The 14,350-nt window shown below is 42.6% G+C and carries 13 protein-coding genes; 6 read left to right on the forward strand and 7 right to left on the reverse strand.

Features of this window, described 5'->3' with window-relative positions; all coding sequences use genetic code 11:
* The first annotated feature begins 51 nt into the window (after window positions 1–51).
* Window positions 52–213 carry a hypothetical protein gene (locus tag SIB79_RS03965; protein WP_236072478.1) on the forward strand — a complete coding sequence of 54 codons (162 nt, stop codon included), beginning with the start codon at window positions 52–54 and terminating at the stop codon, window positions 211–213.
* Window positions 214–302: 89 nt separating this feature from the next.
* Here the strand turns inward: SIB79_RS03965 and SIB79_RS03970 are convergent, their stop codons facing one another.
* Together SIB79_RS03970 and SIB79_RS03975 are read right to left on the reverse strand one after the other, a co-directional pair.
* A complete protein-coding gene (locus SIB79_RS03970; RefSeq protein ID WP_063402866.1) occupies window positions 303–1,031 on the reverse strand; it encodes a calcium-binding protein in 729 nt (242 codons plus the stop codon).
* Window positions 1,032–1,767: 736 nt separating this feature from the next.
* The gene (locus tag SIB79_RS03975) at window positions 1,768–2,766 is read right to left on the reverse strand and encodes a hypothetical protein (protein WP_063402867.1); all 999 of its coding nucleotides are present in this window, start codon (window positions 2,764–2,766) and stop codon (window positions 1,768–1,770) included.
* A gap of 321 nt (window positions 2,767–3,087) precedes the next feature.
* Between SIB79_RS03975 and SIB79_RS03980 the strand changes: the two genes are divergently transcribed.
* A complete protein-coding gene (locus SIB79_RS03980) occupies window positions 3,088–4,032 on the forward strand; it encodes a hypothetical protein (protein ID WP_063402868.1) in 945 nt (314 codons plus the stop codon).
* Window positions 4,033–4,227: 195 nt separating this feature from the next.
* Here SIB79_RS03980 and SIB79_RS03985 read toward each other — a convergent pair whose 3' ends face one another.
* From SIB79_RS03985 to SIB79_RS03995, 3 genes are all read right to left on the reverse strand, one after another.
* Window positions 4,228–4,689 (reverse strand): hypothetical protein, encoded by a 462-nt coding sequence (locus SIB79_RS03985; protein WP_081215610.1) that lies wholly within the window; start codon window positions 4,687–4,689, stop codon window positions 4,228–4,230.
* A 276-nt stretch (window positions 4,690–4,965) separates the two neighbouring features.
* A complete protein-coding gene (locus tag SIB79_RS03990; protein ID WP_236072479.1) occupies window positions 4,966–5,499 on the reverse strand; it encodes a tetratricopeptide repeat protein in 534 nt (177 codons plus the stop codon).
* Window positions 5,500–6,050: 551 nt separating this feature from the next.
* A complete protein-coding gene (locus SIB79_RS03995; RefSeq protein ID WP_196757560.1) occupies window positions 6,051–6,326 on the reverse strand; it encodes a hypothetical protein in 276 nt (91 codons plus the stop codon).
* A gap of 12 nt (window positions 6,327–6,338) precedes the next feature.
* Here SIB79_RS03995 and SIB79_RS04000 point away from each other — a divergent pair, with 12 nt between their 5' ends.
* Entirely contained in the window at window positions 6,339–6,497 is a 159-nt protein-coding gene (locus SIB79_RS04000; protein WP_196757561.1) for a hypothetical protein, read from the forward strand.
* Here SIB79_RS04000 and SIB79_RS04005 read toward each other — a convergent pair whose 3' ends face one another.
* On the reverse strand, window positions 6,498–6,836 hold the full coding sequence (locus tag SIB79_RS04005) for a hypothetical protein (protein ID WP_196757562.1): 339 nt from the start codon (window positions 6,834–6,836) through the stop codon (window positions 6,498–6,500).
* Between the two features lie 476 nt (window positions 6,837–7,312).
* Between SIB79_RS04005 and SIB79_RS04010 the strand changes: the two genes are divergently transcribed.
* Window positions 7,313–10,948 carry a calcium-binding protein gene (locus tag SIB79_RS04010; protein WP_155724546.1) on the forward strand — a complete coding sequence of 1,212 codons (3,636 nt, stop codon included), beginning with the start codon at window positions 7,313–7,315 and terminating at the stop codon, window positions 10,946–10,948.
* A gap of 199 nt (window positions 10,949–11,147) precedes the next feature.
* On the opposite strand, the gene SIB79_RS04015 is transcribed toward SIB79_RS04010, so the two are convergent.
* Window positions 11,148–11,528, reverse strand: coding sequence for a hypothetical protein (locus SIB79_RS04015; protein WP_413681139.1), 381 nt, complete (start codon window positions 11,526–11,528; stop codon window positions 11,148–11,150).
* A 177-nt stretch (window positions 11,529–11,705) separates the two neighbouring features.
* Between SIB79_RS04015 and SIB79_RS04020 the strand changes: the two genes are divergently transcribed.
* The gene (locus SIB79_RS04020) at window positions 11,706–11,921 is read left to right on the forward strand and encodes a hypothetical protein (RefSeq protein ID WP_236072430.1); all 216 of its coding nucleotides are present in this window, start codon (window positions 11,706–11,708) and stop codon (window positions 11,919–11,921) included.
* 715 nt (window positions 11,922–12,636) lie between these two features.
* Complete coding sequence (locus tag SIB79_RS04025) at window positions 12,637–14,226, forward strand: DUF4214 domain-containing protein (protein ID WP_063402769.1); 1,590 nt, start codon at window positions 12,637–12,639, stop codon at window positions 14,224–14,226.
* Window positions 14,227–14,350 lie beyond the last annotated feature (124 nt).

The following is a 14,350-nucleotide window of genomic DNA, read 5'->3' on the forward strand; positions in this document are numbered from 1 at the left end:
GCAACCAGAGATTAACCAGATAATGAGTGACCTTTTAAGCGTTCAAACCCAGTGCAGCTATCACTCCGCCTTCCTCTATCGCTTACTGGTGCTGCGGCTCTTGCTTTATCGAGTTCTCCATTCCAGCCAGTAACTGCTCAAGAAGACGACGGCCGTGCAGCAGTTCTTAGCGAACAGGTTAAATGGTTTGATGATGATAAGAAACCTACTTAACCAGTTCTTTTTTATCTATAAAGCTATCCAGGGATGGGAAGGCAGGCGGTCATCCTATTCCTGGATAGCTATTGGCCACAGCTTATCAATTAGACGAGGAAATTACCAGCGATGGAGAGATCGCCTGCAGCATTTTCAACTTTAGCAAGTAGGTCTCCACTCTGTGAGACATATGCATGACCAGAGGATGAGTTGTAAATACTTAGTCCAGTTGTACCACTACCCAATCTAATCCGATCCTGACCATCAGTGAAGTCCTTGATAGTGTCATAACCAACTCCATTGATGATGCGGAAAGTATCCTTACCGAATCCCCCATGCATAGTGTCGCTTCCTCTTCCACCGCATAAGTAGTCATTTCCACTACCACCGACTAGGTAGTCTTTACCGTCACCAGCGAAGAGACGGTCATGACCTTGACCGCCATTGAGGTTGTCATTCCCAGCACCGCCGCTTAGGACGTCATAACCAATACCGCCGACCAGAAAGTCATTTCCGGAACCGCCATATAGGCGGTCATTTCCGGAACCGCCATAGAGATAGTCATTACCAGTACCGCCGATCAAGACGTCATTACCAGTGTCTCCTTTAAGTAGATCATTCCCTCTACCGCCGTGGAGGTAGTCATTCCCTATACCGCCGTAAAGACAGTCATTCCCGGAACCGCCATAAAGACGGTCATTTCCGGAATCGCCATAGAGACGGTCATTTCCGGCCATCCCGAACAGGCGGTCATCACCGCCACCACCAGATAGCAAATCAATGCCAGGGCTACCAACCTTAAAGTCAGGGCCTATGCCACCAAAGAAAGTAGTCATTGTTTTGAGAACTATGTTGATATGTATCGAAAGTCATAGTTGCTCTCGATGTACACACCATCTTTCGAATCAATCTCAGAGGTGATGACCTGACTCAATCGAAACTGTGATTTTGATCACAGAGTTCTATCGGCAGCCCATATCTTTTTAAACATAAGGGTTTTGCGGCAAAGCTTCGAGGGCATCAACTCACTTACTGCTCTGTAGATGCATCACACAAGAGTTGATGCATGTAGATCTGCTGTTGACTAATACGTCTAGCTGACAAGACCAGGTATCGATCTGATTACGGCAGTTGATGTGACTTAGTTCAAGCAACCAAAAACATGCCAGATAATGAGTGACCTTTTAAGCGTTCAATCCCAGTGCAGCGTTCCCTTCGTCTTTCTTTATCCGTAGCTAGTGCTGCTGCTCTTGCCTTAGCCAGCACTCCCATCCAACCAGTCGCTGCTCAAAACGAGTAGCCGATAGCTGAAATCCATCCTTCCCAGCCTAGTCTCTTTTTAAATTCCTTGACCGCGTCGAAGGTGGTTGTGGTTGGTTCACTCAACAATACATCAAACCACTGGAGGATTTTTTATTTGGTAGTGGTTTAATGAGTGGTTAAGGTTTTGGCCTTGGCTTGGGCGGGGCAGTTCTTATTGATAACCTCATCACACTGCGCCATGAAATCAATCAACCAAGGCAAAGCAAACCGTACCTGGCTGACAAGCACGATGCAAAAAGATTTCCTTTGCTAGCGAGTGATTCTGCTGATCCAGTAAAAACAAAGCACATACGCATTGAAAATGCGCTGAAAAATCCACAGCAAAAATGTGCTTCCAAGCCCGTATTTAATAAGTAGAGCTTTCGCAATATAAATAGCTTTCAGGTTAGATAAGTAACTATATGCTAAAACCCTTCCTCTCCACGCGATTTTGGAAGCGTCTGATTTATTCGATAAACACCAGGTGGCAGTATGCTTCAAAGAAGAGGCAGAGTAATTGGGGATAGGAATACAATGGTGCTTGCTCTTCAACATATAAGCGAATAGCGTTTGGAAAAACTGTCTGGGCTGTATGATCAATAATCCGTTATACATTTTCTCCAGGACTCCCCAAGGAGTGGCGTTTCCGGGCATCATTATTGTTGCAAAATAATCATTAAAGACCTCCGAACAAACATACTCAGCAAAAATACCTTTATCGATCATCCATTCTTTTAGCTCATCCTCAACATTTTCATCTGCTTGCACCAAACTGGATATTCTCAGGTCATACATACTGCATGATAACGCTGATAAACATATTTGAATTCTTGGGATTGAGTTGAGATGGTTTATGGATTGAATATTGCCTAGACCGGTGGTTGCCCCCCTCCAGAAGATAATTTCATGACGACGATTAAATTGCCTGCAATGCTCTTTAAAGGAAGGCAGTTGTAATTTTTTTGTTTTCGCAATAAATCTAAGGGCCTCAAGGTCTGGAACCAAAAATTCGCTTCCGTTTTCTATTGGCAAATCCATTGATAGGAACGTTTTTTTTCCGCGATCCGTATAGCAAAGAGAAACACCCCGCCCTCGAAACAGCCAATTTGGCAATGCATTCATTATTACTGCATGCAGGTCTCTGATTCTGTTTGCATTGACAGCGGAAGGTGTTGATTTAGCGACTGCTTCTGAAACCTGGACCTTGGTAACGCAAAATCTTCCCACCCCCTTAGGTAGGCGTTCGTCTTTTAAATACTCAATGTTCATCTAAGCTCTTGAGACATCGAACTCTCATTTCACCACCTTAGTGCATTTTTTCTAGGGCACAGCTAAAAGCAAGACAATATCTAGGGCTCCCTTTGTATCGATAAGGGAAGGTGTTATTTTTAAGCAAATAAAATAGCTTGTTATGTATTTTGACTATTCAGACTGGTTAGGGTTTTAGATCAATTTCTTGAAGACAAAAACAAAGCAGGGAAGCGAGTGATCATTGCCAGACTGCTATAAAGCATGATTAAAAGCTTCATGGAAAGCAATGCATCGCGTAGAAGAATCGTATATGATTAAATCAAATTTAAAAATGAAAAGATGTCTACAGCTACCAATGATCAAAGAAATGAGTTTTTGGTTAAAAATGCTAACGACAGTGGCATTGGTTCACTCCGCTATGCTATAAAGCAAGCCAACATAAGTGTAGATCAAGGCAAAAAAGTAGAAATAGTTTTCTCGAATAATTTTAGAATCAAACCTACTGCTCCATTCTCTCTAGTTAAGGGCGACTGGCTGATCAATAAAAAGACGACCAAAAATATTGTCATTGATGGCAGTTTAAAAAATGACCAATCTTTATTTGTTTTTGGAGATAACGCATATACGAATTATGATCGGGGGCAGGTAAATAAGTACCAGTCTATATCTTTATTAAAAGATCTAACTGTTGATATATCACGTGTCAGCCTTGTAAAAAGAAAAAACAAAATTGGGCCTCATGGAACAGGAGGAGCGGGAGGTGGACTGGGAGCTGGATCCGCTATTTTACATTTTAACGGAAATTTGACATGGCGAGATAGTGTTATACAAGGAAATACAGTTAGCGGTGGAGAACGCACAGGGTATCGAACCGGGAAAGGAGGAACTGGCTGGGTACACGAAACGAGAGTTGAGAACTACTGGTTACCAGGGGTCCCCATGTGGGGTAACCATTACACTTATGCGACAAATGGTAGCAATGGTACAAACGGGGGAGCTTTTAATTATGGAGCTCCTTCTACGATTGAGTGGTCTGACTGGGTAAATCAAGTTAATGGTGCAGGAGGATCTAAAGGTGAATTTGGTGGATATCACGATTGGGAAATGTCCGGGAGAGATGGACAGCCTGGTAAGTCAGCTGCTGCATCAAAACAACTTGGCTGGGGTGGCTCGAGTGGTGGTGGTGGTGGTCTAGCACTCTTGCTCCAATGGGAGAAGAAACCCGAAAAGCCACCAAGGCAAAAAGTTTTATCCGGTAAACCTAGAATGTGCCTCGCCAATTGACTGCTCAAACGAAACCGCTGCACAGGGATTAAACGCTTAAAAGGTTACTCATTATCTGGGATGTGTTTGGTTGCAGCCATCAGCCCACATCAACTCCAGTAAAAGGTGAATGAGAAAGTCTTACGACTGAACAGTAGAGCTGCAATAAATCCATAAAGGACTCCAGTGAGATAAAGAAGTACAGGAGCTATTTGATCAGGTCCCTCCTTTGGAGACCTGGCATTCATAACAAGGGATAAATTTTCCGTCTTTCCAGGAATATGAAATTGGAGAGTTTTCAACCTTCACAGTGATGCTATCCCTGGTGAATGAAAGGATTTCACCCTTGTGTTGCTCACTACTAACTGATTTCCCTTGATTGATTGAAACGTAAGTCGTGTTTGGCTCAAATCTGGTATCGGTGCACATCTCCTCGTTAATGCAGACAGTCGTTGTCACTGTGAGATCAGTGCTTCTAAAGCCACCACCAGCGCTATAGGCATTGCCACAACGAAAGCTTGTGCCTGCAATGTCTTTAGATCGCTCGCCAGTGACGGCATTGGTAAACCAGCCCACCGCTTCGTAGTTTGCGCAACCTGCAACGGCTGGCTGCTGATGGACGCCATGAAAAGCCAGTGAGACCAGTGTCAGGAGCAAGCTTGAGCTAAGGCGAGACATCTATGACAAGTCCATCTCTTCAACCTAGATAGAGCCTCATGACTTGTCAGATGGAGTCGTGGTAATCGTTGTGGATAGAAGAGAGGCTTTCTCCTACTCCCTTTACTAGAGGAAGAACGCCTTAGTCCTTGCCCGTTAGAGACCGATCTGGATGAACTGATGGGTCACTGACAGTGCTCCTCCACCAACAGGCGGCATTCTTATCAACTAGTCCTGCTGCTTTCTTCCAGTCCTACAGGCTCCTTTGAGGTCTTTTATGTATTTACTAGTTGAACTTTATAAACTCACAGCAGTTTTATGCCCGCTTTTCATATTGCGGCACCAGGCACCTTCTTCACTGTTTAACCATTGTGCTGCTCTTTGATATCCAAGAGATGCTGCTTTTTTGTAGTCAATGCAGGCATCTTTTTCTTTGCCAAGTCTTCCTCTTGAATCGCCTCGATTGGCAAAGGCAAGAGCATGCTGCGGATCAATTTCAATTGCCTTGTTGTAATCAGCAATTGCTCCTTGATTATCTCCTGATTTTCTCTTGGCATTACCGCGGTTGTAGTAGGCAGCGGCATATTGCGGATTAATCTCTATTGCCTTTGTGTAATCAGCAATTGCTCCTTGATGATCTCCTAATTCATCCTTGGTAGCACCGCGGTTGGAGTAGGCATCGGTATACTGCGGATTAATATCTATTGCCTTGCTGAAATCAGCAATTGCGCCTTTGTAATCTCCCGTCTCGTATTTCTGATTGGCACTGCTCAATGCCATATACGAGGCAAAATTAGAGCATCCAGAGATTAATGGCGACCCAAGTGCCATCAGAGCAAGTGCAGCAGCAAAGGCGCTAGTACGACGGGACATCAAAAGGTGGCGTACTCCGATGCCTTCAGACTAGTTAGAGCAAACAGTCTCAGCATTAGGGAAGCAACTGCAAGGCATTAAAAAGGGCACCCGCGTCGGATGCCCTCAAGTCCAGGACAGGTTTTCAGGGTTTCTACGTCCTCGGACTCCTGATCTAGGTCTAAGCAAGCAACCACAAGGCGTCAGTAGGCAAAATTGCTCCTTTCGATCAAGGGTCTCTAAACGCCCCAGCACTACCTCTTCGAACCAATCCTTGACTGGGTTGCCTCAGCCTTTTTGTAGCTGCTGAGAAGATAAAAAAGAACTCCCCAAATCTTAATAGAGAATTGAGGTAGACATTCCTTTTTAACGACGGTCCAATGTCCGGTTCTATCACTTGAAAGCTTTACGGTCACTTATCAGTAACTGCTCATTCAGACAAGAAAAAAGGGCCCACAGGCCCCGTAGAACGTTCCGTTGTATCCCACGAAACTAAAGCAGATGGGTCCCACTCCAACTGCCGCTAGCGGTCACTTTTCAGCACCCGCTAACTCTTTGGTTGGCTCAGCGTCTGCTAGTGCAGCTTGCAGTTCGCCGATTTGAAGGAAGAATGCTGAGGGTGCCAGTCTTCTTCCAGTCATTTCTAGATGCTGAATGCGATAGAAAGTTTGCTTCTCTCGAACAGAACAGTTATTAATGGTGGCACCGACCTTGTATATGGAGGCCCCGGCAAGGATGTGTTCAAGCTGCACAGTGGAGGCAGGCTCAACATCCGTGACTTTCGTAAGGGCACCGACTTCATCCAACTGGGTGATGGCATGACGGATGCGGATGTGCAGGTGGTCTTTGACGGATTCAACAACTCGACAACGTTCATGAAGGGCAGCGAAACCCTCGCCTCGGTCTACGGCACAAATCCGCTGGACTTCTCCTTCGCTCAGCAGTCGGAAGGCATCGACAACGTCTTCATTGCCTAATCAAATCCTCATGCTGCAGATGAATGGGGTATCGGAAAACGCCAAGCTGAGGACTATCTCGCAGAAGCACGTCAGGTTGTCATTGATGATGTGAACCATGACCGCAAGGTTGTTGTTGCTGAGATGGTTCACATGATGAAGGCCGTGATGAAGGAAGGCTTTCGTACCGGTCAGCTGAATTAAGCAATAGGAGCCGCCAATACGTTGTCGCGTGTGGCCAAGCTCTAAAAACGCGTAGCTGCTTGTTGAGGGGCTTGAAACAGCAAGTTCGCGGGGATGTTTATGGGAAGGCTTGCATCCGTAAAACCTATAGCGGTCACGGTGAAAATCACAGCCCAAGGGTTGAGCGGAAGTGGCTTATGGCTGTTGTTGCTCAACTCAGAAGTGATGTGGGTTATCAATGAGCAAATAGTTAGAAGCTCTAGATCTGCTGAGCAGCTGCTTGCATATTTTCTTTTTAATGAGGTTACTAGCTTAATTTTAAGTATAAAGTCTCGCATGATTATAAAAGTGATCCTGTGAATCAGGGACAACTTTTATGCCCAGAAACGATAACTATATAAGAGGCAGTAATCAATAGAAATACATGCCAAGGGTTTTTACATATTTATCTGTAGCTACTGTTAACCTTCCCTTACTCTGAATGTATTCCGCAGTTAATGGACTCCTGTCTAGGATAAACAGTTGCTCTGAATATACAACAAGTTCTCACTTAGTTGAGACTAAAAAGTAACTTCTGCAAATTCTTAAAAAAATGGATATTGCCAATTTGAATAAAAATGACTATGATCTATCATGTTCGTAGGTTCTCAAGAATGTCTTCTGTTAAAAGAGAATTGATATGGGTCACAAATAACAAAGACTTTGGATGGGGCTCGCTAACACATGCTTTAGAAAGAGGGCACTTATCTGCGAGTCAAGGCAAGGCGATAGAAATCGCATTCAAAGGTAATTTTAGCATCAAGCCGATGCAAAAGACGAGCTTGCATAAATACACTATTAATGGTGGTGACTGGTTAATTAATAACAGAGCCACTAAAAATATTACTATTGACGGATCAAACCAAAAAAGCCTTGACAGGGTGAGATCATTATTTAGGATTAACAGTCCTGAAAATATGGATGGGGCATTATATGGTAATAAGCCAACACGCGTTGATATAACTCGAATCAATCTTGTCAACAATGAAGTCAAAGGGGGAGCTATCAGCAGTGGTGGTGGGAGTCTCGCGGCTGGAGCGGCAGTTCTACATTGGGGTGGGCATTTAACATGGAAAGATAGCGTAATCCAATCAAACAAAGTTAGTGGTGGTATTGGGAAGTCGGGTGCAGCAGGTGGAAATGGTTGGTATCGTCACGGTTACAAGAACTCAAGTATTAAAACCTCTTACGAAACATGGGGATTTAGAGGTGCGAAAGCAGCCGGTAAGGAATATTCGAAACAACATCCAGTAGGTATAAATAGTTGGCTAAATCATTTTTTTCATCAGGGTGGTGAGCCAGGTGCAGTGTACGCGGGGGAAACATATGGTGGGCAAGGTGGTGACGGTCAAAGTGGGCGTTCGATAGGTGAAGGCGGTCAAGGTGGAGGCGGTGGTGGAGGTGGTGGTGTTAGTGACAAAAACCAGTATTACGAGCGTAGTAATCCGAATGTTTGGGGAAATGGTGGAAAAGGTGGTAATGGAGGGAATGGAGCTTACGGAGCAGGTGGTGGTGCAGGGGGAGGTGGTGGTGGAAACGCTGGCACAGATAGTGCTTCTGGTCCTTTTTGGTCAACCAGTCGAACACCGGATTGGTCACCTGCGCAGCCAGGACGTGGTGGGAAAGGTGGCGAATGGGCTACGGATGGCACCAGTGGGGCAAAACCCTCCCGCCAAAAAGGTGGCAGTGGAGGTAAAGGTGGAGATGGAGCCGCTCTTGGTACTTTCACAAGTTTTGCGTCAGACACACAAGATTCATCTTTAACATTGGACAATGTCGATTTCATAGATAACGAGGCCAAAGGGGGAGATGGAACGGGTCGATTCAGGGCTATTTTCTCTAGGGATATTGAGGTTAAACATAATGAACTGACACTATCATCAGGAAGTTCATCTCGCGGAAATGCAATTAATGAGAACTCGAGCTTCAAGAGTGATCATACAGAAGTAAACAAAACTAAAGTGCATGATGCTTTTGGCAAATTTAAAAAGATAGATAAGGCATATGCCCCTGCAATCATTCATTCAGCCTCCTATGAACTGAAAACTGATGCAGAAATAGATGGTAAGGTATTTAAGCTTAATCCGAATGTCGACAATGTAATTTCTTTAAAGGCTTATAACGAAAGTAAGTATACACATGATATTGAGATTAAAGGGTCTAAAAACCTATTAAAAGCTCTAAATATTATCAATGATTCTGTTCACCAAACGAAAAGTGAGGCTGAGATTAAACAAAGTCACAAAGGAGTTTTCAATAGTTTTACTAGTACAATGGTTGCTAACAGCGCCAAGGATTTTGTCGTAGAAAAGGCTAGCGATACAATAACGGATTATGTCAGTGAAACATTTAAAGGAAAAGCGCTTAAGAACGTCTTATTTCTTGGCGGCGCTCTTGGCGTCGGAGCCTTAGTCGCTGAAGGAATATACAACCAACTAAAAGAAGATGCTCGCATTGAGAAAGAACTTGAAATCAAGAAAAAGATCGATGAGACACGCGAAAATGTTAAAACTCTTATACCAGATGAACTTACGATTGAGCCGATTCCAATTTTACATAAAAGGACAAACGATGTATTTCTGGATTTTGTAATTGGCCAAGATCAGATTATTTTTGATGCTGGCATTAGACCAACACTTAAATACAGAGGAGACGGGCGTATTGATATAGAGATGGATCAAGAGTCAAGAACAGTCACTGACAACAAAGCACCTTTAATTGGAGAGATAAGATTAAATCAAGATCAACACAGTGTTATTGCAGGTACTACATGGAACAAGAATGATTACTTTGACTCTCTTCTTCATGTGCGTCAATTTGGCGACGAAAAACGATATATTTTAGCTAAAGATACGAAGTGGAACTACCTTAGGGGTAATGCAGACGCGCAGAGTATTACCACATCAATCGCTAATGACCGTCTAATTATCCAGCGAGACTTGGAAGGGGGAGTAGGAAATGATAAACAGCTCCAAGTTCATACTCATCAAGGCAATGATCGTATTTTAGGAGATCAGGGTAGCAGCCAAATTGAAGGAGGTCGAGGTGATGACTTTATTTCACCAGACCTAGGTATAGACGAAGTTTTTGGTGGCCCAGGCTTTGATACGGTCGATTACAGCAATCTTGCGCATTCTATTACTGTTAGCACTAATAAAGATGGTAACTTAGAAGCAATAATTAATAATGAGAGCAAAGCTCTTCTATCTAAAGATACACTTCATTATCATAAGATCAAAGACAAACTTTACAGTGGAGTAGAGTCTATTCGATCCAAGGGTGGAAGCAATATTGATCTTTCACACGCAATACAACCTACAGAAGGAGTTGCTGTCAATGAAGCTTCATACTTGATTGCGACTGGCTCTGGTTCAGAAATCAAGGGTTCCAATTTTGATGATATTTTTATGATTAGTTATGACAGTGAATTTAATATTGATCCTGCAGGCTCCATCAAGCAAAATAATAGCGTAACAAAATTGAATGGTAATGATGGCAACAATACTCTTCTGATCGATGGCCTTTTTAATCATATGTTAAAAGGTAATAATTTTGAACTTGTTGTTCGATGGAACCCAAGTGAAGGCGACTTTCATGAGTCCAACCGATGGACAGAGAAATGGGGAAATGGTAAACAAAAATGCAATGGTGTTCTTTATAATGTTACAGATGGCGGCAGACATGAAATCCTTACATTCGAAAATCTCACTACCCGACCAATCTTCACTGATTTTAATGATCAGTATTCATGGATGATCAATGGATTTCAAGGGTGGGCTACTAGAGAGATTGGTAAATTCGATGTTCGACGCAATGCCTCTAATAAAAGAGTTTTTGCTACCAATACCATTACGGACGAGGATCTAGTAGATGATAAATTTAAAAAAATCATCAATCAGAAATGGAGTATTGACGATGACTTAATTGACTCGGATGATATCGATTGGGGGCATTTAGACAAAATCAGTGGTATTGAGGAAGAAAAATTAGACTATTACAAAAACCTTCGCTTTGTTGAAAAGCTTAGTCCAAATATAGTTTCTGCTCTTTCGCCAGAACTAAAAAAAGGTATTTCCTCTAAAGTTACCTCTCTAGATGATGAATTTGAAACAGGTTCCAATGAAGAATGGAGGGCTATCAATGATTTTATGGTCTCGGAGGATACTGATCAGAAATATTTTAATCTTATAGAAAAGCTAAATCCTAAGGCAGCTTCTATTCTTCTGCCTGAACTTGCCGGTTACATTTAAGCTGCTAAATGTAACACTGGCAACCCAGATAGTCTAGCCATGGATATATAAATAACTGTGATCTGCACATAAATAATAATTAGATCATTAAGCCAAGGAACTTGAGTCTCCAGTCAGGTAGTAGCCTATAAAGCTAATGCTCTGGTATCAGATAACTATTATGCTTAGATATGCTATCAATCAAATTGCTCTACCTGCTTCATCGTGATATAGCAGAGACAGGTAAGTTAAAGCGTGATGGAAATTCCTTGACGACTTCTTTGGTTTCGCGTCTAAGAAAGATCAGTGCCTTGATCTCAGTCGAAACAAGCTTTGCTTCTTTGACTAGGTCGATCCCATATCCCTGCTCTAGGTCATCAGAGGTAAAAAGGATGTCAGGGCGATGTTTGCCAATCGCTTTTATGCCTTCTGCTTGTGTTGTCGATGCAGCTGCAATGGAGTCATAGATCGGCTTGACGAGGCAAAAGCTATTGAGAGCTAAGCGATCCCCCATGCAGGCAACAGATGTTTTGCCTGCTAAGGCTTCACGGCACTTCCTGCGAGCAGTCTTTAAAGCTTCTGAATGGTGGTCGAATTCCATAGACCAAACGCTACAGGGCTAGAGACATAACCCCCATTTAGGGGAAAACAGAGGTAAATAAATCACTGGATTGGGTGATGAGTTTTTAAAGCAATGCCGAAAGAGTGAAGGGGTTAAGGGAAACCTCTCAAAACGCGCACTAAACCAATGGGAATGGAAGTAAGACACGGCCTCGACATGATGTCTCACTCTTTCAACCAGTTGAAGACTGAGCCGAAGCCTGACACCAGCTTAAAAGACAGCTTTGACCTACTGACGGAAGCTTTCCTCGAAGCCGACAAGGCCAATGCTGAGTTGACGGCTATCTACTTAGGCAAATTGGAAGAAAAGATCGAGCGCAATAAGGAGCTGCTTGATCAGATCGTCAAGCGACTTGATCAGCTTTCTAGTTAATGCTGGCAGGTAGCCACGCATTCCCTGAATGCTGGAACTCTCCAAGCCGTGAAAGTAATCGACACTCAACCTGTTGCTATCGCTTTGCCTAATTCTGCTAAAGCCATGCTCCCTCAATCCACTCACATGGCTAATGCTGCGCTGCCTCAGAGTGGGGTGTCGATGAACGCCAAGCACGGAACTACCTGCATGAAGCACGGCAGGTTGTTATTGATGACGTCAACCATGACCGCAAGATTGCTGTCGCCAAGATGGTTCACATGATGAAGGTCGTCATGAAGGAGGGTGCCTATGGAGAAATATTAGATAAGCTAACTAAGTTATATGGCCTCTAAAATATGAATTGACTTGTCTCATTAGATACTTAGATTATGAAGATAATCCACCATCTCTTATGCTTTCACTTTCTGGTCTCTTATGGATTGGTTTTGTTCTTAATTAGAGCGTTGGATTGATCCTGAGACTGATCCTGTTGTTTTCGAGGAACTCGCAGTAGTTTTACTGTGATCATGCTAAGCCTGTTACATTTGTTCTACCATTCGTAGAGTTGTTCGATTATTGATATTGACAGTAAATTGCCTTATAGATTGCTCCGACGCATGGGCCTAGGACTTAAGACTCAATCAAGTCCATATGTATAGAGATCGATATAAATATTTTTTTCAAATGCAGCTATATTAATATGCTAATATCTAATACAGTTCAACTAAGCAAAATGAGAGCACTTCTAAAAGCTTTAGGGTTTAAACCTCTGCCTGAGTCACAGCTAAATGGCAGCAAGATTCTTGAGTTGGCGATAGCTCGTAAAACTCCTGGGTATTCAGAATTGGAGCCTAGCCAGCTTCTTGAAGCAATAGGTCTTACTGTTTCTTCTCATACTATTTCATCAGACTCTGGCAAAAAAGAGTCGACAGATCTTGGATCTCAGTTTACTTCTGCGTCACAAACAACAGCAAATGAATATAATTCTAATACACCTAATATTACTGAACCAGAGTTTATTCAGCATATGCAAAAGGTTCTTGAAAAGGAACCGGTAGACGAAATTATCTTATATCATATTGATACGACTTGGGCTGAGTATGACTATCTAAAAGCAGATGGAAAAACGGAAGCCAATGTTAAATGTCACAAACAAACTAATGAAGCACAGATTTTCATTGAAAGTATTTTTGAATCACTCGACAAGGTTATCGATTTAGATTTTGAACGAGTGGGCTATCATGACTATCGCGGTGTTGAAGAGGATGAGGATCAGTTGTCAGAGCTGAAAAATTACTATGATGATTCCTCTATTGTAAATTGCGATATTGTCAGCGATATAGATATCTACAGCGTTGATACGAAATACAGCAATGAATACGAACACAATTGGGCACGTCGTGACATTGGAGAAGCTTTAAGTCTTGGGAGGGATTGGGATGAGCCATGGTGGGATATACTTTGGAGAAATACTAACCCAAATGAAAAATTAAATAGTATTGATAAGAGTACTATAGTTCATGAGATAGGCCATGCTCTTGGCTTATCACATCCCAATGGAGATGGATTAGACCCAAATTTCACTTCTGCTGACACAATAATGTCATATAGACACCCTATGGGTACTGAATATGGATCAAGTAAAGAAGGCTGGCCCATCGGATTTTCGGACTTGGATTTGAAAACATTGAAAAAGCTCTGGGGAGCAGAAGATGATATTACAGTAGATAACCAAACAATAATCAATGAAATTGATAATACCTATACGGCTTTCAGCAAGGTCTATGAAGACAATAGCGATGACTATAAATTTTACAGTTTGGGCGAAGGGCGTTACGCCTTGCAGTCCAAAACTGGACAAGATATTGATGAAATTACAGGCGTAAGTTTGCTTAGATTCTCCAATCAAGACTTAACTAGATATGATATTAAAGCAACCTTTGATCAAGTCACAGGCATCAATGATGCCTCAGGTATCATCTTCCGTCTTTACAATGCAGCTTTTGGTCGCTTACCAGATGCAGCTGGTTTTAAAAACTGGATTAATGTCAATAGCTCTGGCAAGAAAACCTATAAGGAAACTGCTAAAGCGTTTGCTGAATCACAGGAATTTGCAAATTGCTATGGAGCAAATTTAAGCAACACAGATTTTGTCACAATCTTGTATAATAACGTTCTCGATAGAGATCCAGATCCCAAAATTTTAGCCAAATACGTTGGCGAGCTAAATGATGGTACTAATGAACGCAAAGACCTTTTATATATCATCTCTGAATCACCAGAAAGTAGAGGGCTATTTACTGATACAACTGGCTTGAGTTGAGCTTGTTAAGCGTGATCTTAATGATCACCTGCAATTTCAGCAGATCTTTAAACGCTGGAATGGTGGACGTCTCACCCTGGCAGAGGCAGCGCAAAGTGCTGATACAAGCAGCTCAAAACAACAA

This window comes from Prochlorococcus sp. MIT 1342 (assembly GCF_047304495.1).
Lineage (GTDB): Bacteria > Cyanobacteriota > Cyanobacteriia > PCC-6307 > Cyanobiaceae > Prochlorococcus > Prochlorococcus marinus_D.